The organism is Polyangiaceae bacterium, from assembly GCA_015075635.1.
Classification (GTDB): domain Bacteria; phylum Myxococcota_A; class Polyangia; order Polyangiales; family Polyangiaceae; genus JADJKB01.
The window spans coordinates 922,477-943,369 of sequence record JABTUA010000002.1 but is presented as its reverse complement, the minus strand read 5'-3'; the positions used below and the strand labels follow the sequence as shown (position 1 = coordinate 943,369).

Below are 20,893 nucleotides of genomic sequence, written 5' to 3'. Positions count from 1 at the left end.
CTCATCGTCCGGTGGGGGGCTCCGGTCCGCCACGACGTGCCCTCCGCACGCGGCGAGGCTGAGCGTCGCGCTGAGCATGGCGCTCCAACCTCGACTGGTCTTTCCTTCCGACGCGCTCATTTCCGACCCTGGATCTTGCAGAGCTCCGTCCTCGCTCCGACGCACAGCCCACCGCAGCACACCGCGGGCCAGAGGCAGCCCCCAATGGTGGTGCCGCATTGGCACTCCACGTCGAGGATGCACCACCCGCCGCAGTATTTGCCTTCGCAGCAGCTGTCGTACCAGATGCCCTGCCCGACGTCGGCGCAGGACGTTGGAGCCCCCGACGCCCCGTCGAAGCCCACGTCCGGCGCCCCTTCGACCGCCTTCGCGTCTTCAGGATCGGCGTCGGGCTCGGCGTCCTGATCGCCTGCGGTCCCACCGGAGCTGCCAGGTGCGCTGGGCCCCGCTTCAGCTTGTGGCCGCCCCTCCGGCGCGGCCACACCTTCCAGCGGAGCCGTGCGTGTCCCGCAGTGCAGCGCCCCGACGAGCGAGAAGGCGACCCAGACCCAGCCCTTCGAGGTCATTCACTGCACCAGATCGGCGCTCACCCACGCGCTCCCAGAGACGCTCTGCGGCTGACCAAGGACCGGCGTCTCCCAGTAGCAGGGCACTGGACCGCCGGCGCGACCAGAGGCGGGCCGCGAGTCGGTGAAGCCGGCCACGTTCTGCCAAGCACCGACCGCGCCGCCGCCAAACGGATCGATGATGAACGGATTGTGCAGCTGAGTGATGCCGAAGTAGTCCCCCCAGTAGCCGTTGGATTCGGGGCATGCGTACCAGTTGATGCTCCCGTTCACGAGGGGAGCGAGGGGCCAGTAGAACGCGAACGCGGGGAGACTCTGGGTACCAACGGTTCGATCCGAGATGGTAACCCCCCACGGTGCGACGTACTTGTCAGTCGGATCGGTCACGAACGCGGTCGAGAGATGCGCGAACGTCCACCCGAACGGACCCGGCGGCTCCGCGCGAAGGTTGAAATCCAGCGCCGGTTGGAACTGCCTGCCTGGGTTCGGCGCCAGGCTGATCAACGACTCCGTCGAGAGGAACGGGTTCTGCTCGCACGCTGCAAAGGTCGAGTCGATCTCCGCCACCTGAATGCGATCATTGCCCGCGCCGTCCGTGTATTGGAACGCGAAGCGGTACGCAGAGTCGGTTCCATTGGTGTTCGACCCCACGGCGAAGTCGTGCCGAAACGCGTTCTTGATCAGGTGCGTGGTCGCTCCCGTGCCGATGTTTACGTGAGCCATACCCTGCTTCATTTGTGAAACTGCGCAGGTGCCGGGGAGGGCGTTCAGGACGTCACCATAGAAGACCTCGCTCGGACCGGCGACCTGGATGGTCCTGAGCTCGTACGGCGCACTGCCCAACGGGCCTGGCGGCACGAAGACGCTTTGGAGGAAAATGTCACCCGCGCCGTCGGACTTCAGGCGGGGCTCCAAGTTGCCGAGTCCCGCGATGGCCTGCGGCGGGACCGTGACCTCAGTGAAGTTGTTCCAGGCCGCTGTCGTGTTGCGGTAGAGCCTGAGCGTGCCCGTCCCAGCCCCGGGAGCCGGGTGTGGCGCGTCCCGATCCTCCGTCACCACCCACACGCGGCCGGCCCAGTCCACGGCGATGCCGGTCTTGTCCAAGAACACGCTGGTCGCCGGCGGCTTTGGGAGGACCTGATGGCACGTCACGTCGAAAGAAATGGCGGCGTTTACGGAGCGTGCGACGCAGAAGCCGTTGATGGCCTTCCCGAGCTCGGGCAAGTCCGCGATGACGTCGCTACCCTTGCTATGGGTGTCGAACGACTCATCGGAGGCCGCCATCTGCGCCAGGTAGACGGTGCTCGGAGTGCTCCGATCGGTCGCGTTCGAGGGGTCGGCCCAAATGGTCCAACCCGCCGCGTGAACCTTACCGTTGTAGGTCCAGACAACGCCGCCCCCAGGGACCGGGACGCCACGTGCCCAGCCCATGAGCGACGCGCCTCGACGAACTTCCACGATCGAGTTGCTGTCGAAGTAGAAGAATTCGGGCCCCCCCGGGAGCTGTTCGATCGTGAAGTCATTGAACGACATCACGGCCGTGTCGCTGAAGATGCCGTCCGCGACTTCGACGCGCGCGGTCGTGAGGGCGGTCTCCGACTGGAACGACTCATCCCCGATCGGCGCGGGTGGAGTGACGGGGACGGACCAAACGCAGCCGCCGGCGAGCGACCACAACGACGAGAGCGCCAGCGTACCACCCAGAGCTCTCAGCCACCGCCGCTGCGTGCTGCGTGCTGCGTGCTGCGTGCTGCGTGCTGCGTGCTGCGTGCTGCGTGCTGCGTGCTGCGTGCTGCGTGCTGCGTGCTGCGTGCTGCGTGAGCATGAGCCGACCCTCCCTGAATGTCGCTTCAGGCTACGCGGTCGCGCCGGGCTCGGTCAATCGCCCGCGCCACGCCCCGCGAGGATTGGTGCGAGGCGCTCCGACATCTACATGCGTAGCAACCGTGGCCACGCCCGCCCCGAGCCCGCTACCCGCCCGAGAACGCCGCCCCCCCCAGCTCCCCCGCGAGCGCGATCAAGATCTCTCTCGGATCACTGGTCTTGAGCGCGGGCAGCGCGACGAGCGGAGTCTGCTTCGGCACCAGATCGCCCAGCGCGGCGGTCGCTGCTCGCGTTTGTGCTTCGCGCGCCGCGTACTCCGCGCGATAGGCGGCGAGCGCGGGAGCGAGCTCCGGTGCGGCGGGCAGGCTCGCCTCCAGGGCCTGCACCCAGACGGGCGGCGCGGTCACCGCGCGGTTGAGCAAGACCGCGGAGGTGGGCAGGGAGCGCGCGCGGAGCTGGTCGACGAGGTAAGTGGCATCGTCCAGCGAGCTTCCGCTCGGGCCCGTCACGATCACGTAGCGCGTGCTCGGGAGGGCGATGCGGCGCTCGACGTTCCGCACGAGGTGGAGCCACTTCTCCCGCACCGGGAGGAACTCGGCGAACAGGGCCGCGATGTCCCGGATGGCCACGGCGCCGACCAGGTTCGAGACCAGGTGGCCGACGCGCTTCTTGCCCCAGGCGAAGAGGCCGCGTTCGTCGGGGCGGTCTTCCAGCGTGGCGCCCGCGAGCTTGGCGAGGCCCACCATCCACTCCAGGGTCTTGGCTTCGAGCATGCGGCCGAGGCGCGCGGGGTAGTCGAGGAACTCCAGGGCGTGGCGCGAGGGGGCGGTGTCGAGCACGACCTCGTCGTAGCGGCCGGACTCGAGCTCGTGATCGATGAAGGCGACGCTGATGAGCTCGTGCACGCCGCCAGCGCGTTCGACAGCTCCTGGTACATGCCGTTCGCGAGGACGCGCGCGCGGGCGGCCGGGTCGTCGAAGAGCCAGTCCACGAACAGATCCACGGAGCGGTGGGCGTCGGGCATGCGCGCCCAGAGCTCGGCGCCATCGATCTTCACCGGGCAGGCCTCGATGCCGATCTGCACGCCGAGCGCGTCGGCCAGGCGACGCGCCGGATCCACGGTCACCACCAGCGTGCGCCGCCCCTGGCGCGCGAACGCCAGCGCGAGGGCGGCCGAGGTCGTCGTCTTGCCGACGCCGCCGCCGCCCACCACCACCGTGAGCGCCGCGCTCATGCGAAGACCTCGAGGTGAGGTGAGAGCTCCCGCGGGGACGGATCGCGGAACAGCTGTAGCCGGCACAAGGGCGCACCGAGGAAACGGGCGCGCAGGGCGGCGAGGGGCGGCGCGGGGTGACCGGGGCGCGGTGAGGGGCGGCGAGAGTAACGCGCATGCGCGCGCGGAAACGGGCGTCGGCGCGAGGGCGAGGGCGAGAGCGAGAGCGAGAGCGAGGGCGAGGGCGAGGGCGAGGGCGAGGGCGAGAGCGAGGGCGAGGGCGAGGGCGAGGGCGAGGGCGAGGGCGAGGGGCAGGAAATGTGTCAGCGATGTCCTGGCAGTGCACATCGAAGAGAGTTTGCTCGCTCGCTCTTCGATTTTACCGCCGTGCTCGACCGCGTCCAGGCCGCGGCCGCGCGCTGACGCGCAACGGGCGTCGGCGCGAGAGCGAGGGCGAGAGCGAGAGCGAGAGCGAGAGCGAGGGCGAGGGCGAGGGGCAGGAAATGTGTCAGCGATGTCCTGGCAGTGCACATCGAAGAGAGTTTGCTCGCTCGCTCTTCGATTTTACCGCCGTGCTCGACCGCGTCCAGGCCCGGCCGCGCGCTGACGCGCGCGGTGCTCGCTCGCTGGCGCTCGCTCGCAGCCTGGACCCGGTCTGTGCGCGGCGGAGGAACGCATGCGCTCTCACGAGCAGAAAGAGAGAAGTGCGAGATGCTGCGAATCTACCCGATCACCGTCGAGACCATGCGCGAGCTCCGGCCGTTCATCGAGCGCATCGAGAAGAGAGACAGCGACCTGTGCCGGCAGATGAGGAGAGCGGCGTCCAGCGTCGTGCTCAACATGTCCGAGGGCATGGGATCGCGAGGCAAGCTCAGGCAGGTCAGGTACCACACCGCGCTCGGGTCGGCGCGGGAGACGCTGGCGTGCCTCGAGGTCGCGGAGGCGTTCGGATACATCGCCGGGGTGGATGCCGCAGTCCGGGCGCGCTTGGACCGCATCATCGGAACGCTGGTGAAGCTCGTTTAGGGCGCGCCGGGAGTGGGCGAGAGCGGGGGCGGGGCGGGAGCGAGGCGGGAGCGAGGGTGCAAGCCCGAGCTCGACTTCATCGCCAAGGGCTCGCCGGCACGGAAGCGTTTAGCTTCCTAGACTTCGCTTCGAGTGGCGATCGCCACCGGCGAACGGGCGGTTCGCCACCTCCAGGAGCCCGCGCAGCCGGCTAGCACGCGGCAATTTCGCCAAGGACGTGCCTGGCACGCGGCGTGCGCAGGGGCGCGCCGATGGCCGTCCTGTGGTGGGTTTCCGAGCTCACGCCGAGCGCAGCCGGCGCCGAGTATCGCCGGCGCCACCCGGAGCTCGGCGAGCTCTACCGCGTCGTCGCCGACAACTTCCGCACGCTCGAGGCCGCCGCCGACCACGACGTCATCGCGCCGCTGCCGTCCTTCGTGAGGGACGAGTTCCTGGGCTACCTCGACTGCGGCGTGCTCGGGCGAGGCTTCGGCCTCCTCCAGTGCACGGACCCCGAGTGTCGAGACAAGCTCCTGGCCGCGTTCTCCTGCAAGGGACGCGGCTGGTGCCCCTCGTGTCTGGGCAGGACCATGGCCGAGACCTCCGCGAACTGGGTCGAGCACGTCCTGCCCTCGAGCGCTCCGCTCCGGCAGTGGGTCCTCACCTTGCCGTTCGAGCTGCGCGCTCGCGTCGCCTACGACCGAGAGCTCTGCGGGCGCATCACGCGGCTGTTCGCCGACAGCGTGCTCGGCTTCTACCGCCGCACGATGCGTGACCTGCATCGCGTGGGCAAGGGCGAGAGCGGCGCCATCACCGTCGTGCAGCGGGTTAGCTCCGACCTCCGGCTCAACCCGCACCTCCACCTCCTCGCCTTGGACGGCGTCTTCGTCGAAGCCGACGACGGACAGCTCGCCTTCCACCAGCTCTCCTCGCTCGACAACTCCGACGTCGCCGATCTCCTGCACACCGCTCGCGTTCGGATCCTGGCCTTCCTCGAGCGGCGCGGCGTCATCGAGCGCGGTCCCGACCCGCACCTCGCCGACGACGGTTTCGCCGAGCGCGAGCCGGAGCTCGCCGCCCTCGCCACCGCCGCCGTCAGCGGCAACCCACCCGCCGGGCCCGAGCACCGCCAGCGTCCCCCCATCGCCTTGCCCGAGCACGGCGAGCGCTTCGTCTCCGGCCTCTCCGCCCGCGAGGACGGCCTCTCCGTTCACGCCGCCACCACCGCTCCCGCCGGCGACGCCCGCGCTCGCGAGACGCTCTGCAAGTACGTCCTGCGCCCGCCGCTCGCCCAGGACCGCGTGCGCCGGCTCGGGAGCGGGCTCGTCCGCATCCTGCTGAAACGAGCGTTCTCCGACGGCACCACGGCCATCGAGTCGCGCGGCGGTTTCCGCCGAAAGCTCGGCGTTGACTCGCCCGCGGAGGAACCCGACCATGCGCGCTCCGGTTCGCCGGAGGTCTCCCCACATGCACCGCACCTGAATCCACCCATTGGCCCAAGGGACTTGGGCCCGAGCAGCGCGACTTCGCTGAGCCGTCGAGGATTCGTCTTCGCCGCGCTCCGAGGGGGGAGCGCGAGGAGAAGACGATGACCGAAGCAAGCCATCTGAAGACCATCGAGCAGATCGCGACCGACGTCGTGGCTCAGCACGCCGTCAGCGTGGACAAGAACGCCGAGTTCCCGACCCAGAGCATGGCGGCGCTCGCCGAAGCGGGCCTGCTCGGCCTGGTCAGCGCCACCAGCGTGGGCGGCATGGGCCTCGGCATGCGCGCCGCCGCCGACGTGGTCGAGCGCCTGGCGCGGGAGTGCGGCTCGACCGCGATGGTCACCGCCATGCACTACGCGGCGGTGCAGGTGATCGAGCAGCACGGCCCCGAGGACGTGCGCAAGCAGATCGCCGCCGGCAAGCACCTGACGACGTTGGCGTTCTCCGAGCTCGGCTCGCGCAGTCAGTTCTGGGCGCCGGTGAGCGTCGCCGTCGCGGACGGCAAGAGCGTGAAGCTCACGGCACGCAAGAGCTGGGTGACCTCGGCGCACGCCGCGCAGAGCTACGTCTGGTCGAGCAAGCCGCTCGCGGCGGCGGAGGCCTCGACGATCTGGTTGGTGCCGGCCGACACGAAGGGGCTCCGCGTCACGGAGCGTTTCGACGGCATGGGCCTCTGCGGCAACGACTCGGCGCCGATCACCGCCGAGGACGCGCGCATCGACGCGAAGAACATGCTGGGCAGCGACGGCGCGGGCTTCAAGCTCATGCTCGAGGTGGTCCTGCCCTGGTTCAACCTGCTGAACGCAGCCTGCTCGCTGGGGCTGATGGAGGCCGCTACGGCCCGCACCGCGCTCCACGCCACCGCAACCGGCTTCGAGCACTCGGGCAGCCGCGTGGCCGATCTGCCCACGGTGCGCGCCTACCTCGCCCGAATGCGGGTCAAGACCGATGCGGTGCGCGGGCTCCTGCTCGACACGCTGGACGCCCTCGAGAAGGGACGCCCCGACGCAGTGCTGCGCGTGCTCGAGATCAAGGCCTTCGCCGGCGAGACGGCGACCGAGGTCACCGATCTGGGCATGCGCGTCGCCGGCGGCGCCGCGTTCCGCAAGGAGGTCGGGGTCGAGCGCGTGTTCCGCGACGCGCGCGCAGCCTCGGTGATGGCTCCGACCACCGACGTGCTCTACGACTTCATCGGCAAGGCAGTGTGCAACCTGCCGCTGTTCTGAGGTGAAGCATGGCCAGCGAAACGTTGATGCTCGGCGCGGTCGCCTACGACCCGAAGGTGGTGACCATCTGGGAGGGCTTCCGCGCCTGGTTCGCCAAGCGCGACCTCGACTTCGACTTCGTGCTCTACTCGAACTACGAGGCACAGGTCGAGGCGCACTTCCACGGCGACTTCCACGTCGCCTGGAACTCTCCGCTGGCCTGGCTCGAGGCCCTGCGCGCGGCGCCGCTCCGTGGCCGCCGCGCCGAGGCCATCGCGATGCGCGACAGCGATCAGGATCTCCAGAGCCTGGTGTTGGTCCGGGCCGACTCCGGCCTGAACGAGCCGGTGGATCTGGCCGGAAAGCGCGTCGGTGTCGGCGCGCCGGACTCGCCGCAGGCCACGCTCATCCCGCTGCTCTTCTTGGCGGAGTGTGGGCTCGAGCCGGGGCGCGACTTCGAGGTGGTCCGGCACGACGTCCTCGTGGGCAAACACGGCGATCACATCGGCGGCGAGCGCGACGCGGTGCGGGCCCTCGCGCTCGGGCAGATCGACGCCGCCTGCGTCATCGACGGCAATCACCTGCTCTTCGCGCGCGAAGGGCTGGTGACCCCGGGGGCGCTCAGGGTCGTGGCGCAGACGGGCAAATACGACCACTGCAACTTCACCATCCTCGACGACGCCCCGAAGGCGCGAATCGACCGCTTCCGTGAGCTCCTCTTGTCCATGTCCTACGACGACCCGGAGGTGCGGCCTCTGCTGGACCTCGAGGGCCTCAAGGCCTGGCGCCCGGGACGCACCAGCGGGTACGCTCTACTCGAACGCGCGGTCGATCGCTTCGAGTACCTCGACGCTTGGCTCGCCCGCATGAAGCCATGAGCGAGGAGCAGCTCGACCTCGGCGATCTGGGCCTCGACGAAGGCGCGCACCTGCTCCTGGCTCGCCGGCTCGGCGCGCTCTCACCCGGCGCCGAGCTTCGCGTCACCGGGACGGCACCGACGCTCGCGATCGATCTCGGAGCGTGGTGCCGCAGCGAAGGGCACGAGCTTCGCGCGAGCGGCGCCGAGCTCCGCGTGCGGCGCGGGACGGCGCAAAACGCGCGGCGCGTCGGGGCGGAGCGTGCCGGCGCGGCGGATCCGCGGGGTGAGGACGCCGTCTGGGAGCGGCCCCGCGCGAGCTTCGGCCTGGCGGCCCGGGGCGCGCTGGTCGAGGCGGGGTCGCCCGAGCTCGGCTTCCTGCTCGACGACAAGCGCGTGGTCTGGGCCGACGAAGCCGCGCGCCTCTACGCCCAGGCCGCGGCGGCGCAGTGGGACCCGGCCACGGCCATCCCCTGGCACGAGAAGGTCGAGCTCCCGGACGACATCGAGGACGCGGTCGTGCAGTGTTTGACCTACTTGATCGAGAACGAGACGGCTGCGCTGATCGTGCCCGCGCGCTTCGCGTCGCAGATCCACCCGCACTTCCGCGAGGTGCAGCAGCTGCTCGCCATCCAGGCCGCCGACGAGGCGCGACACATCGAGGTCTTCACCCGGCGCGCGCTGCTCTTCCGCAGCGAGCTCGGGCTCTCGACCGCGGGCGGGCAAGCGTCTCTCGCGACGCTGCTCGGGGAGCCCGACTTCGCGCTCTCGGCGTTCCTCCTGTCGGTACTCGGCGAGGGCAGCTTCCTCTCGCTCTTGTGGTTCCTCCGCGATCACGCGCCCGATCCGGTCACCGCCGCCGTCGCGCGCCTCGCCGCGCAGGACGAAGCCCGGCACGTCGCGTTCGGGCTCGCGCACCTCGCGCGGCACGTCGAGCTGGATCCGAGCTTGCGCGCGCGGCTCGGGGCGGCCGTCGAGCGGCGTCACGCGGCGCTGGCCGGGACCGCGGGCTTGAACAGCGAGGTGTTCGACGCGCTGATCCTGCTCGCCGCCGGCAGCCTCGAGCCGCCGGCGCTCCGCAAGGGACACGCCGCCGTGATCCAGCTCACCCTCGACATGGACGCGGGCCGCCGCGCGCGACTCGAGCGGCTGGGCTTCGCCGCGACCGACGCCGAGCGGCTCTCGAGCCTGCACACGCGAAACTTCATGTAGCCGGCACGAGGGCGCACCGAGGAAACGGGCGCGCAGGGCGGCACTGGGCGGCGAGGGGTGACCGAGGCGCGGTGAGGGGCGGCGAGAGTAACGCGCATGCGCGCGCGGAAACGGGCGCGCGCGAGAGCGAGGGCGGGGGCGAGGGCGAGAGCGAGAGCGGGGGCGAGAGCGGGGGCGAGGGCGAGAGCGAGGGCGAGAGCGAGAGCGAGAGCGAGAGCGACTTCATCGCCAAGGGCTCGCCGAGCACGGAAGCGTTTAGCTTCCTACATGGTGGGTGCAGCAGCGCGGGTCGAGGACTTCGAGAGCCGAAACAGGCCGGCTTCCGGCGTTGCTCGCGCCGGCGGCAGCCTTCGCCGGAGAACTACCCCCCCTTTGTCTCACCTCCGCGCTCCGCGCTGTCGTATGGATGTCGGATCTTGTCGGTTGACGCCTCGTCAGCGCGAGCGAGTCTACGGCCCGAGCGGGAGAGCACAAGTTTGAGGGCGAGGCTGACGTTGGTTGGGGCGATACCGGCACTACTTGCTTCCTGTAGTGGCGCCGACGACATTTCGTCGGGCGGCAGGATCCAAGGCACCGAGCGAGCCTTTCTAGAGGAAACAGAATCGGCGCGAGAACGGGTGTCGGAGCTTCGGCGCATGTTCGAAGTGCGACGGTCGGTGTCTCGACTTGCCGGTTCGCGAATGGAGAGTGAGCCCGTCCTCAGCAACAGCTCGGTGTTGCGGACGCGCGCTGTCGGTGAGCGTGGAGACGATCGCGCGAAAGCGCGGCCTCTCGAACGCGACGAGGCTCGACGGAACGCGGCTAGTTCCGTGGAGTTATCGGTCCTGCGACAGTGATCAGAACGCGGCGCAAATCCAGGATCGTTTCCATGGAGGACTGAGCTCTAGGGCAGGAACGCCTGAAGCGGCGCCTCGAGCACCTCTTCCACGACGTCGGCGCTGGTTCCTCCGCGCAGCCCCCCGAAGACCCAGAGCTTGCCTCCCGCGACGCCCACGCCGGCGTGGCGTCGCGCGACGAAGGAGGGCACCGGATCGTAGGCGCGGCTCTCGTGCGTCAACGTGTTGAACACCATCACCCGACCCTGGAGCTCGTAGTCGCCGAAGCTCCAGATGCGATGGCCGATGGCGAGCACGCCGTTGCTCGAGACGGGGTGGGGCAGGAACACGGGCTTCGCGAAGGTGTACGTGGCCGTGTCGAAGACATCGACCTGGGACTGCGTGGCTCCGATGAAGCCACCCAGCAAGTAGATCTTCTGGCCGATCGCCACGCAGCGGACGCCGCGACTATCGGCCCAAGTGGCCACTACCTTGCACTGGAGCTCCTCGTCCCAGTCCAACCCCGTGCACGCGACCACGTCCTTCGCGCTCTCGAACCCGTCGCCGAAGGTCCCGCCCAGCATGTAGAGCTTCGGTGGATCCCCCGCCAGCGCGTAGCAGGCATCCCAACGCGCCTGCTCGAAGGTGCGCGTGCGCACCACGGCGCTCGGCTCCCCGAGCTCGACCTCGTCGATGGAGGTGACCGGGCCTCCCAGAGACTTACCCCGGCCCCCGATCAGCCAGAGGGTGAGGGGCCGGCCGATGTTCAGCACCGCCAGCATGCCTCCCGCCGACCGCGGAGTCAGCGGGCTGTCGAGGGCGACGGTTTCCCACACACCCGTGATTCCGCTCATCCGCTCGAGGGTCGCGGCAGGATCGAGCGGCCCGATGCCGTTGGCCGCGTACAGCACGTCTGCCCGCGACCCATAGCCGTGCTGGCCGCGCGCGTTCTGCAGGCCCGAGCCTGCGATCTGGAACACGGGCGCGCTGTCCGGACCCACCAGCCCGTCCTTTGGAGAGACCACGCTGCCGGCATCCGGGTTCTTCTCCACCCGATAGTCGTCGCTGCCGATCAGCTCGCCGCAGCCCGTCAAGAACAGGAGCACGACCGCTCGGCGCAGCATGGCGATCAGTCTGGGGGGCAGTGAGATCTCCTTCAAAGCAGTCCGCCTTCGCAGCTCACCTAGAAACGACCGAACACGCTGCCGCCAGTTGGCCCGACCAGCAGCCGGAGCTTGGCGCTCTCTCTTGTGGCGTCCGCGCTGGGCGTGGACAGGAGCAGGTAAGCACCGAGGCCGAGACCGACGAGGCCGACGCCGAAGCTGGCGGTGGACACGACCGCGTAGCGGTTCATGGCGTCGATGTCGCGCTGATAGCGCGCGTCGCAGCGAGCTATTCCCCTGGTGCAGTGGTCGTCGAGGCTCGACTTCTCCTGCAGCGCAGCCAGGCCCGTGAGCGTGCCGACCGCGACGCCTGCCGCTCCGACGCCGAAGGCGAGAATCGGCCAGGTGGCGTCGGGTCGATCCGGCTGCGCGGCGGCGCGCGCGGGCTTCGGGCCCAGGCAAAGCTCGATGCGATCGGTGGCGCCCGGTTCGACTTGCAGGTTGAGCACACGGCTCGCGTCGGCCTTCGTGATGACGAAGACGTGGGCGCCGGGGTCGATCACCAGCTCCACCTCGGTCGCTGGAAGAGCCTCCCCGGGGCCAGGTTCTCGGACTCCGGCCACCAGGACCGGGCGCGGAGCGGTTCGGTCGAGCTCCAGCGGTCGTCCGTCCACCGAAACCGCCAAGGCCCGGTCGTCCAGCGAGAGGCTCACGCGAGCGAGCTTCTGCTCCGCCTCGCTCAGGTAGGCCTTGGCTTGGGTCTCGAGGCTCGGCGTGAGCTCGGGCGTCGGGGCAGCGCGGCTCTGCTCCAGAGCCAGCAAGAGCAGCTTGCGCGCCCGGGTGTAGCGGCCGAGCGCTCGCTCGCAGAATGCGAGGTTGTAGGTCGTGGTCGCATGGGGACGGAGCTTCGCGCTTCGCTGAAACGCGGCGAGCGCGTCCTTCCATTGCCCCGCCTCAGCGAGCCCTGCGCCGAGGCGAAACGCATCGCGAGCCTGGACGACGGACGTCGGTTCGTCGGGCGGTGACTGGGCTGACGCGCTCCCGATACCGAGCGCCAGCGCCAACGAGAGCGAACGCGCGACCGTGACCGCACGTGCCAGACCGAAGCGGGAGTCATTCAAAACGGCGGCTCCGCGACTAGACCGGTCGAGGTCGGTTTCAGCGGTGGCGTCGGGATCGGTGGGGGCGCCGGCGCCGCTGGATCAGCTGCGGAAGGCGCCGGGGTCGAGGTCTCGGGTCGCTTCACGACGGGTGCGCTCCCAGGGCGCGGCCGCGCTCCTCCATCGATGCCAGGCGCCGGAACCTCGTCCGAGGGCTTGGGCGCGGCGGGCTCCGTGCTCGCGAGCGGCATGGGCAGCGCGAGCGGCGCCTCTCGCTCGCTCGCCGTTGCGCTGGCCGGCGAAGCGGGCGCCTCGTCGCTGGCTGCCGAGCCAGCGGACAGACGAACGCCGACGACCAACAACGCCAATGCGCCGACCACGCCGATCGAGACCAGCACACGGTTCGGCGATCGCGCTGGGACCGCGCGCTGCCCCGAGGTGTCGTCGTGAGCCGAAGTCGAGCGCGCCGCGACCGTCGACTCGTCGCCAGAGACCGTGCTCTTGCGGAACGGGCCGATGCGCACGGGTTCCTCGTGCAGTGGCGTGTCATGCGCGCGACTGCTGGGCTCGGCGAACGACGGCACTTCCACGTCAGTGTGCTTGGCCAGCACCGCGGCGACCTCCCGCAAGTCGGCAGGCCGCTGCGCGCGCTCGCGGGACAACATGCGGCTCAGTAGCGCCGTGACGTCCCTGGGCAAATCGGGGAGCCGGCGTTCGATCGGCTCGATTCCCTCCATCAAGCGCTTGACGATCTGCCCGAGGTTGTCGCCATCGACGGGACGCATGCCCGCGAGCGATTCGTACAGGATGGCGCCGATTGCCCAGAGGTCGGCGCGATGATCGATGTCCGACTCCCCGAAGCACTGCTCGGGAGCCATGTAGCTGGGCGTCCCGAGCACGGCGCCCGTGCCGGTCACGAGCCCAGTGTCGACCGTCGGTTCGAGCACCTTCGCGATGCCAAAGTCGAGGACCTTGACCGCGCCCTTCGACGGATCGGCGTCGACCACGAAGATGTTGTCCGGCTTCAAGTCGCGATGAACGATGCCGAGGTCGTGAGCCCTGCCGACCGCGGACACGACCGGCAAGAGCAGGCTGGACGCTTCGGACAATGAGAGCTTGCCCTTGCGTTCCAGCAGGCTGCCCAGGGTTTCACCCTCGAGCAGGTCCATGACCATCAGCAGCGAGCCGTCGTCGAGGGCGAACACGTCGTGGATTCGCACGACGTTGGGATGATCGACGGCGCTCGCTGCGCGCGCCTCGCGAAGAAAGCGCCTCTGAAGCTCGGGACGCAGGTCCGCGCCGGGTCTGAGGAACTTCAGCGCCACCTGTCTTCGGGTCACGGTGTGGGTGGCCGCCCAGACCTGGCCCATGCCACCTTGCCCGAGCAGCCGCTCCAGACGATAGCGGCCAGCGACCAAGGCCCCGGGCTCTCTCTGCCCGGGTTTCGGGTCGTCGATGCGCGCCGGCGCGTCCGACGGGTCGTCGCCGTCGGCATTGGGCCGCTCCGCCTCGTGTCGTTCTTCGTGCATCCGTCGAGCCACGACCTCGCTCCGTTGCGCCGAGTGCAAAGCACACTCTAACCCAGCCACCCGCCGCGGCGTGCCGTCGCGAGCGCTCGGGGCGCGCAGAAACTGCACGCGCTCTCTCACGCGTTGTCCCGGCGAGTGGACGGCGCGAGACTGCCCAGTGATGCGACTCTCTCTTCTCGTGGGCGTGGCGCTGATAGCGCTCCTGTGGAGCTGCGCGCCGGCGCTGCCTCCGGCATCGCCGGGTGGCGGCGAGGTGGAGAACGCAGAGCGCGCGACGAGCGACGCGGCTCTGGCCATCGACGAAGCGCGCTGTCGACAGGGGCTGGGGAGGCTGAACCCGTTCGTCGTCACCTGGGACGCTACCGCCCGGGCCGAGCTCGCCGCACACGCTCAGCAGTCGCTGGCCGTGGTGAAGATGTCCGGCTGCGGGCTGGAGCTGCTGCCCGCGTGCCAGGTTCCCGGTGAGTATCGGTTCCGCGCCACGTCCGGCGACCTGCAGAGCCTAGACGTTCAGAGCCGAGACGAGCTGTACGCGAAGCTGCCGCTGAGCGTGGCACAGCTCACGGGGCGCGTCGGGAGTGACCGCGCGCTGCGGCTCCGCTACTTCGTGCGCGGGCTGTACTTCGCGACCGCTCCGTCGCTCTACCGGTCACAGCTGCGGGACGGCTGCGAGGGGGCGACCCACCTCGTCCTGAACTACGCTGCCGGCGCTTTCGAGCTGGATGTCGCCAGCGGCAGCGCGCGAGCGGCCGGCGTAGAGGCGCTCGGCGCCGGGGCCGGCGCACGCCGGCAGGACGAGCGCCGCGCGGTCTTCAGCGGCGGCAAGCTCGGCGCGTGCTCGAGTAGCTCGGAGTGCGACGCGCCGGTGCGGCTGCGGCTGATGCCGATCTTGGGCGGTGACCCGCCGGAGGACGCCCGGCACGTTGCCGAGCGGGCCACGACCAAGCCCGCTCTGGCGGAAACCAGCGCTGCGGCTCGCACGCGCGAGGACATCGTGGAGACGGTGCGCAGCGCTTTTCCGGGCTTTCGAGCCTGCTACGAGGATTTGCTCGGGCGCGCTCCCACGGAGAGGCGCCGGGTCGAGGCGCACTTCACCATCGAGCCCGACGGCGTGGTCTCCAAGCTCGACCTCGTCGTGACGGGCGGCGCCGATGCGTCCTTCACCGGGTGCTTCCGCGAGGTGCTCTACAACGTACGGTTCGCTCCCGCGGCAAAGCAGGCCACCGTGGCCTTCCCGTTCGAGTTCTCTCCCGGCTGAGCTCGAGCTCTCGACGCGCCGTGTCCGCTCACCGAGGCGGACACGCGTCCGCAGGCCGGACGCGGCGCCCGGACACCTGCGACAAAAGCCCGTGAAAATCCCGGGCATCGCCGAACGCAAGCTCGAAGGCATCCCGCGTCCGCGGTGCCCCCGCCTCGCTGGCATCTGTTGCGCTACTTCGGAGTGCTCTCGAGCCACTCCAGGTCGTAGACGGCGCTCGGAAGAAGATTCGGGCGCCGCTGTTCACCTCGATCCGAGAGAGCGAGCGGAAGCGATAGTCGGAGGCGGCTACGGGCCCAGCGCGGTCGACTCGAGCACGACGATGCGCCCGGCTGCGGTGTTGTCGAGCACAAGGACGAGGTTGACGGCGGCCCTTTGCGCGAGCTCGTCCGCGAGCGGGGTGTTGGAGAGCTGTTGCAGCGCATCCGCGCCGGTCATCTACGCGCCGGCGCCACTTCCCTGCAAGGGACACGCAGGACAGAATCTGCGATGATGTGCATGCACACGTGGTGCAGGAGGTTGGCATGAAGATCGCACGCTCGCACGCACGCACGCTGTAGCAGTCCCAGCGGCTTGGGGGCTGCCATGACGCCCCGGAGGCCGTTGATCCTGCAGGTCGCCATCGGGCTCTCCGCATTCGCCCTCGTGGGTTGGAACCAGAATCAGGTCGGAGTCGATCCAGGTCACATCGCCCAGTGGGGGAACGGCGTCGACGCGCTGATCCTGCTCGCCGCCGGCAGCCTCGAGCCGCCGGCGCTCCGCAAGGGACACGCCGCCGTGATCCAGCTCACCCTCGACATGGACGCGGGCCGCCGCGCGCGACTCGAGCGGCTGGGCTTCGTCGCGGCGGATGCCGAGCGGCTCTCGAGCCTGCACACGCGGAACTTCATGTAGCGGCACGAGGGCGCACCGAGGAAACGGGCGCGCAGGGCGGCGAGGGGCGGCGAGGGGTGACCGAGGCGCGGTGATGTGTGTCTCCAGCTGCACTGGGCCGGTGTCCTTGCCTTCGGGCGGAAGCTGCGCGCCGTCTGTCGCAACTGTCTCTCGCGCTGGTACCGCGAGGCAGCGAGCGAGCGCGGAGTCGAGACCGACGACCCGGCGGCGAAATCGTGTACGGGATGCCCTACCCCAAATGGAAGGCGAAGTATCAGCGTTGAGCGAGGGCGCGTGCGCCGAGCAGCACTTCGCGTACCACCGCCGCCGCGTTCACGGGGCCCGCGTGAGGGACGCTCTCGAGTCGAGCCGCTACCAAGAGCGTCGGGTGCGCGGGCGGCGCGAACGCCACGAACCAGCTGTCCATGAGCGTGTCGCTGGGTGAGCCGTCGGGCCCTGGTGCGTCGACGCCGCCGGTCTTGCCGGCGAAGACATAGCCGCCGATGCGCTGAGCGTAGCTGCGCCCGTAGTCCTTTTCGACGGCGTCGACGAGGGCCGCCCTTACCAATGCCAGCGTAGTGTCGGCGTAGGGGACACGCCGCGTTGCGGGCGTCGCTCCGCCGCTGAGATGCAGGGTTGGCAGCGTGCCGCCATTGGCGATCGCCGCGTAGGCGCGCGCGAGTCCGAGCAGATTGGTGTAATAAGCGCCGTGGCCGATGGCGTCCGCCAGGTCGAGCGCGGGTCGCGCGGGATCGGGTACGGGATCTCGCAAGACGCCTGCGGGCTCGTCGGGCGCGATGCCGCTCGGTTCGCCCAACCCGAACGCGCTTGCCACCGCATGCAGCGGTTTGGGCCCCTGCTTTTCGGCGAGCGCATAGAAGAACGAGTTGCACGACACCGCCAACGCCTTCGAAACATCCTCGGGTCCGTGAGCGAGAGGGCATGTCAGCGTGAGCTCGCCGAAGGGATAGCTTTGGTTGCAGGTCAGCGTGGTGTCCGCGTCGATGGTGCCCGCTTCCAGCGCTGCGATCGCACTGAATACTTTGAACGTGGAGCCTGGCTGGTGGAGCGTGACCAACGGGTCGCCCCGACTCCCGGCGATCGAATGGAGGGCGAGCACCTTGCCGTCTCGAGGGTTCAGCGCCACCAGCGCTCCCGCATGATGGGTCGCCACCAGGGACCGCTCCGCGAGGTGTTGAAGCTCCGGCACGAGGGTCGAAGTGGGTGCTACCGATCTCGCTGGGGCTGGCGTCAGGGTTGGTGTTGGGGCCGGCTGGAGAACTCGTCCGGGGGTACAGGCGGTTGCCAGCACCAACCCGAGCAGGCAGAGGACGGTGCGGCGCATTCGCGCCGAGCTTAGTCGAGGTTTCGGCACTCGCCCAAGTCCCGCGTGTCGGTCGTGCGCGCGGCCATTCGACACGCTGCGACCGGACGTCACATGTTCTGTCAATAGCCGGCGGAGCTCCACGTGTCGAATCGCGACGCCGAACGCCGGTGACTCTGGCACGGGGCGCCGAGGATCTTCTCGACGCGCGCAGGGCTTCGACGAGCTCGCGCTCGAAGCGCAGCGGCGGATTGGCGACGCGGAACACGCCCGCGCAGCAGGCCGAATCAGGCCGAGAGCGAAGGCTCGCCGTGGGCGTCGAGCCAGGCCAAGAGCTCACGAATGCTGCCGCTCGCGAGGGCCACGCCGCTGTCCGCGGCGCCGTAGTAGAGGCGCAGCGTGTCGCCATCGGGCGCCAGCGTGTGCCCGCACGGGAACACGACGTAGCCGACGTCGCCTTCGCGTTCGTAGGGAGCCTCGGGGCCGAACACCCAGCTGTCGCCGCGCAGCAGGCATTGCTCTGGGCGCGCCCGGTCGAAGAGCGCGAGCCCGAGCCTGTACAGGCAGCCGGCCGCGGTGTGCCGCACACCGTGATAGAGCATCAGCCAGCCGCGGTCGGTGGCTATCAGTGGCGGGGACAGGCCGACCTTGTTGGCGTCCCACCACGCACCCTTGCGCGAAGGGAGCATCAGCCGGTGATTGCCCCAGTTGAGCAGGTCGGGGGAAAACGAGATCCAGATGTGTGCGCCCAGGTCCGTCATGGGCCGGTGCACGAGGGCGAAGTTCCCGTCGATGCGCTCGGGCAGGAGCGCGGCGTCCTTGTCGTCGGGCTGCATGACCAGGCCGCAGCGCTCGAATTCGCGAAAGTCCTCGGTCAACGCCAGCGCCACACCTGGGCCGCCACGACTGAATGCCGTGTACGCAATCGCGTACTTCTCCAGCTCAGGTACCCAGGTAATGCGGGGATCTTCGATGCCCCAGATCTCCTCCGGATGTCGCTCCGGATCCGGCAGCAGCGTCGGTGACTCGTCGATGACCCAGCCGTCGACCCCGTTCTGCGAGCGTGCGGCGCACAAGTGGGAGTGTCCGCGCCGATCTTCCACTCGACAGAGCAGGAGCGTGGTGCCGTCGCGAAGCAGGGTCGCGCCGGGGTTGAACACGGTGTGAGCCGGATACGGCCAGTCTGCCGCCGTCAGGATCGGGTTCTTGGCATGCCGCCTGAAGAGCACGTCGTAGTCTCGTCGCCGGTTCATGCTCGACCTCCGACCAGCGCGGCTGGTCCGCTTCGGTGTCTGGCGCGCATTTCGAGCAGCGCGAGCAAGAACGACAGGGTCGATTCCGCGCCACGGTTCTCGTTGAGCCGGTCGGCGTGCAGGCCGTCCCGGCAGGCGCCGGTCTGCGCGTCGATCAGGGCTGCGCCGAGCTGGTTCTTGCCGAAAAACCAGCCGAACGCCGTGACCGCGCGCTCCGCCCACCTGGGGTCACCCGTGGCACGCTCCGCCTCGAGACACGCGGAGATGGTCGCGCCCGCTTCCAGGGGCTGCTGGTCGAAGCGCGCCTTGTCGGCGCCGCGCCGAAAGAACCCATTGGAGCCGACCGGCGCAAAGTCGCCGTGTGCGTCCGTCTGGATCTCGACCAGCCAGGTGAGCGAGGTCATCCCCACCTGCTTGACTCGCTCGTCGCCCATGCGGGAGCCGGAGGCGATCAGCGCCTGGCACAAGCTGGCGTTCGAGTAGGTCACGGAGTCCTCGAACCAAGCCCAGTCCGGGCGACGCGCGCGCACGAACAACTCGACCAGTCGAGTAGCCAGGTCGTTCCGGAGCGCCTGCACTTCGCCGTCTCCGGCGAACGCCGCGAGGTATTCGTCCATCCCGAGCAGCGCGAAGGCCCAAGCCCGCGGGCTGGTGAAGTCGAGCAGAGGCGGCAGCGCGGCGTGGAACAGCTGGCTCCCCAGGATGCGCCAACCCGCGTTTGGGCTTCGACCGACCAGCGCGCCGAGCGCCCAGAGCGCCCGGCCTTGGCTGTCCTCCGAGCCGGCTGCTTCGAGCCAGCTGCGCGAGTACGACATGAAGTTGCGAAATCGCCTGCGGTCACCGTCGAAGGCATGCCTGACGAACGCCAGGTAGCGAGCCAGGAGCGGGCGCACGACCTTTGCTTGCTCGCCGCCGGGCGAGTCCATCAGCACCATCGCGAGCAGCGCACGCGCGTTGTCGTCCAGGCAGTAGCCGTCCTCACGACGCGGCACGTCGTAGAGCGCGTGTTGCAGGACGCCAGTGGAGTCGCTGAGAGCCGAGAGGTGCTCCAGCTCGACCGCTGGGAGCTCGGAGGGTTCGTGCCGTGCGACCCGCGGCTCGGTGGCGTGGTCGGCACGTGCCTGGGTGAAGCTCTCGAGGTAGCGCCCGGCGACGCCGGGCCAGCGCATTTGCGGCCCGAGAGCTGCTGCTCGCTCCGACATCGCGGCTCGCTTCGCGTCGTCCCCCAAGAGGTCGGCGGCGGCAACGGCAATTGCCCGAGGATCCCGCCAGGGAACCAACACGCCTCGACCGTCGGCCAAGAGCTCGCACGCATACCAATAGGGCGTGGAGATCACGGCCTTGCCGGAGCCGACCGCGTACGCCAGCGTGCCGGAGGTGATCTGTTCGGCCTTCTCGTATGGGGTCACGTACAGATCGGCGGCCGCTAGGTACTCGGTGAGCTGCGCCCGACTCACGAAGGCGTCGTGGAAGACCACCGACGACTCCACGCCGAGCTCCCGCGCACGCGCCGCCAACATCGAGCGGTACGCCTCACCGTGCCGTTGCCGGACGTGCGGGTGGGTCGCGCCGAGCACGATGTACCTCGCCTCGGGGTGGCGCTCCAGGATCGAGGGCATCGCGTCGATGACGTGCTCGATGCCCTTGTCGGGAGAGAGCAGCCCGAACGTCAGGATGACCTTCTTGCCGTGGACGCCGATCCGACTCTTGCTGTCGCGCGGGTTCGGCAGGGCCGGAATGCCGTGTGGGATCCAGTCGATCTTGCGCTCCGGGATGCCGTAGACGTCTCGGAGCAGCTTCTGCCCGTGGGTGCTCATCACGACCAAGCGCTCGGAGATTCGACACAACTCGGTCATCACCTCGCGTTGCGCCGCGTCGGGTCGCGCCAAGATCGTGTGTAGCGTCGTCACGATCGGCATGCTCAGCCCGCTCAGCAACTCGAGAACGTGACTGCCAGCGCGGCCGCCGAAGATCCCGTATTCGTGCTGGACGCACACGACGTCCACTGCGTTCGACTCGAGGAAGGCCGCTGCGCTGCGATACGAGGCCAGGTCGTCCTGTGCGATGTCGAGCGCGACGCGTGACGGGTACGAGTAGCGCGCGCCCGACTCGGTCATCGCCAGGACCAGCGAGTCGATCTCGGGATGCTCGGAGCAAACGGCGTCGCAGAGGTCGGTCGTGAAAGTCGCTATGCCGCACTGACGCGGGAGGTGGTTTCCCAGGAAAGCGACACGTCGGATGGTCCGGTTCCGGATGACCTGCTCGATGGC

Annotated in this window: 17 protein-coding genes and 1 pseudogene; 8 read left to right on the top strand and 10 right to left on the bottom strand. The window is 69.4% G+C overall.

Going from position 1 to position 20,893, the window contains the following annotated elements; genetic code table 11:
- Positions 1 to 116 precede the first annotated feature (116 nt).
- The 3 genes from HS104_20595 to HS104_20585 form a co-directional block, all read right to left on the bottom strand.
- Positions 117 to 566: a hypothetical protein gene (locus HS104_20595; GenBank protein ID MBE7482366.1), complete on the bottom strand. Its 450-nt coding sequence runs from the start codon at positions 564 to 566 to the stop codon at positions 117 to 119.
- Positions 567 to 2,243, bottom strand: coding sequence for a hypothetical protein (locus tag HS104_20590; GenBank protein ID MBE7482365.1), 1,677 nt, complete (start codon positions 2,241 to 2,243; stop codon positions 567 to 569).
- A gap of 293 nt (positions 2,244 to 2,536) precedes the next feature.
- Positions 2,537 to 3,295: a hypothetical protein gene (locus tag HS104_20585; GenBank protein MBE7482364.1), complete on the bottom strand. Its 759-nt coding sequence runs from the start codon at positions 3,293 to 3,295 to the stop codon at positions 2,537 to 2,539.
- Between the two features lie 1,019 nt (positions 3,296 to 4,314).
- On the opposite strand from HS104_20585, the gene HS104_20580 reads away from it, so the two are divergent.
- From HS104_20580 to HS104_20560, 5 genes are all read left to right on the top strand, one after another.
- Positions 4,315 to 4,629, top strand: a complete 315-nt coding sequence (locus HS104_20580; protein ID MBE7482363.1) for a four helix bundle protein — start codon at positions 4,315 to 4,317, stop codon at positions 4,627 to 4,629.
- A gap of 251 nt (positions 4,630 to 4,880) precedes the next feature.
- Positions 4,881 to 6,200 (top strand): transposase, encoded by a 1,320-nt coding sequence (locus HS104_20575; GenBank protein MBE7482362.1) that lies wholly within the window; start codon positions 4,881 to 4,883, stop codon positions 6,198 to 6,200.
- Positions 6,197 to 7,321: an acyl-CoA/acyl-ACP dehydrogenase gene (locus HS104_20570; GenBank protein MBE7482361.1), complete on the top strand. Its 1,125-nt coding sequence runs from the start codon at positions 6,197 to 6,199 to the stop codon at positions 7,319 to 7,321. The genes HS104_20575 and HS104_20570 overlap by 4 nt, the downstream gene beginning before the upstream one ends.
- Positions 7,322 to 7,329: 8 nt before the next feature.
- Entirely contained in the window at positions 7,330 to 8,178 is an 849-nt protein-coding gene (locus HS104_20565; GenBank protein ID MBE7482360.1) for a phosphate/phosphite/phosphonate ABC transporter substrate-binding protein, read from the top strand.
- The gene (locus tag HS104_20560; protein MBE7482359.1) at positions 8,175 to 9,368 is read left to right on the top strand and encodes a ferritin-like domain-containing protein; all 1,194 of its coding nucleotides are present in this window, start codon (positions 8,175 to 8,177) and stop codon (positions 9,366 to 9,368) included. The genes HS104_20565 and HS104_20560 overlap by 4 nt, the downstream gene beginning before the upstream one ends.
- An 883-nt stretch (positions 9,369 to 10,251) precedes the next feature.
- On the opposite strand, the gene HS104_20555 is transcribed toward HS104_20560, so the two are convergent.
- Genes HS104_20555 through HS104_20545 form a run of 3 tightly spaced genes read right to left on the bottom strand, consistent with a single transcriptional unit; the run spans position 10,252 to position 13,915 of the window.
- A complete protein-coding gene (locus HS104_20555; protein MBE7482358.1) occupies positions 10,252 to 11,307 on the bottom strand; it encodes a hypothetical protein in 1,056 nt (351 codons plus the stop codon).
- 59 nt (positions 11,308 to 11,366) lie between these two features.
- Positions 11,367 to 12,407, bottom strand: coding sequence for a hypothetical protein (locus HS104_20550; GenBank protein ID MBE7482357.1), 1,041 nt, complete (start codon positions 12,405 to 12,407; stop codon positions 11,367 to 11,369).
- Positions 12,404 to 13,915 (bottom strand): serine/threonine protein kinase, encoded by a 1,512-nt coding sequence (locus HS104_20545; protein MBE7482356.1) that lies wholly within the window; start codon positions 13,913 to 13,915, stop codon positions 12,404 to 12,406. Before HS104_20545 ends, HS104_20550 begins: the two co-directional genes overlap by 4 nt.
- A 160-nt stretch (positions 13,916 to 14,075) precedes the next feature.
- Between HS104_20545 and HS104_20540 the strand changes: the two genes are divergently transcribed.
- Positions 14,076 to 15,173, top strand: coding sequence for an AgmX/PglI C-terminal domain-containing protein (locus HS104_20540; protein MBE7482355.1), 1,098 nt, complete (start codon positions 14,076 to 14,078; stop codon positions 15,171 to 15,173).
- A gap of 288 nt (positions 15,174 to 15,461) precedes the next feature.
- Here the strand turns inward: HS104_20540 and HS104_20535 are convergent, their stop codons facing one another.
- Entirely contained in the window at positions 15,462 to 15,611 is a 150-nt protein-coding gene (locus tag HS104_20535) for a hypothetical protein (protein MBE7482354.1), read from the bottom strand.
- A gap of 147 nt (positions 15,612 to 15,758) precedes the next feature.
- Here HS104_20535 and HS104_20530 point away from each other — a divergent pair, with 147 nt between their 5' ends.
- Both HS104_20530 and HS104_20525 read left to right on the top strand, forming a co-directional pair.
- Positions 15,759 to 16,067 (top strand): hypothetical protein, encoded by a 309-nt coding sequence (locus HS104_20530; protein MBE7482353.1) that lies wholly within the window; start codon positions 15,759 to 15,761, stop codon positions 16,065 to 16,067.
- Between the two features lie 75 nt (positions 16,068 to 16,142).
- Positions 16,143 to 16,330, top strand: a pseudogene (locus HS104_20525) (DUF1244 domain-containing protein).
- On the opposite strand, the gene HS104_20520 reads toward HS104_20525, so the two are convergent.
- The 3 genes from HS104_20520 to HS104_20510 all read right to left on the bottom strand — a co-directional run bounded on the left by HS104_20520 (position 16,321) and on the right by HS104_20510 (position 20,890).
- Entirely contained in the window at positions 16,321 to 17,220 is a 900-nt protein-coding gene (locus HS104_20520) for a hypothetical protein (GenBank protein MBE7482352.1), read from the bottom strand. The pseudogene HS104_20525 and the gene HS104_20520 overlap by 10 nt on opposite strands.
- 437 nt (positions 17,221 to 17,657) lie before the next feature.
- Positions 17,658 to 18,623, bottom strand: coding sequence for a glycosidase (locus HS104_20515; protein MBE7482351.1), 966 nt, complete (start codon positions 18,621 to 18,623; stop codon positions 17,658 to 17,660).
- The gene (locus HS104_20510) at positions 18,620 to 20,890 is read right to left on the bottom strand and encodes a glycosyltransferase (GenBank protein MBE7482350.1); all 2,271 of its coding nucleotides are present in this window, start codon (positions 20,888 to 20,890) and stop codon (positions 18,620 to 18,622) included. Before HS104_20510 ends, HS104_20515 begins: the two co-directional genes overlap by 4 nt.
- Positions 20,891 to 20,893 lie beyond the last annotated feature (3 nt).

Bases quoted from the DNA above. Each gene is read 5' to 3' on its own strand.
- HS104_20515 (MBE7482351.1), bottom strand. From the start codon at position 18,623: ATGAACCGGCGACGAGACTACGACGTGCTCTTCAGGCGGCATGCCAAG.
- HS104_20540 (MBE7482355.1), top strand. From the start codon at position 14,076: ATGCGACTCTCTCTTCTCGTGGGCGTGGCGCTGATAGCGCTCCTGTGG.
- HS104_20565 (MBE7482360.1), top strand. From the start codon at position 7,330: ATGGCCAGCGAAACGTTGATGCTCGGCGCGGTCGCCTACGACCCGAAG.
- HS104_20555 (MBE7482358.1), bottom strand. From the start codon at position 11,307: ATGCTGCGCCGAGCGGTCGTGCTCCTGTTCTTGACGGGCTGCGGCGAG.
- HS104_20570 (MBE7482361.1), top strand. From the start codon at position 6,197: ATGACCGAAGCAAGCCATCTGAAGACCATCGAGCAGATCGCGACCGAC.
- HS104_20580 (MBE7482363.1), top strand. From the start codon at position 4,315: ATGCTGCGAATCTACCCGATCACCGTCGAGACCATGCGCGAGCTCCGG.
- HS104_20545 (MBE7482356.1), bottom strand. From the start codon at position 13,915: ATGCACGAAGAACGACACGAGGCGGAGCGGCCCAATGCCGACGGCGAC.
- HS104_20530 (MBE7482353.1), top strand. From the start codon at position 15,759: ATGACGCCCCGGAGGCCGTTGATCCTGCAGGTCGCCATCGGGCTCTCC.
- HS104_20595 (MBE7482366.1), bottom strand. From the start codon at position 566: ATGACCTCGAAGGGCTGGGTCTGGGTCGCCTTCTCGCTCGTCGGGGCG.
- HS104_20575 (MBE7482362.1), top strand. From the start codon at position 4,881: ATGGCCGTCCTGTGGTGGGTTTCCGAGCTCACGCCGAGCGCAGCCGGC.
- HS104_20535 (MBE7482354.1), bottom strand. From the start codon at position 15,611: ATGACCGGCGCGGATGCGCTGCAACAGCTCTCCAACACCCCGCTCGCG.
- HS104_20560 (MBE7482359.1), top strand. From the start codon at position 8,175: ATGAGCGAGGAGCAGCTCGACCTCGGCGATCTGGGCCTCGACGAAGGC.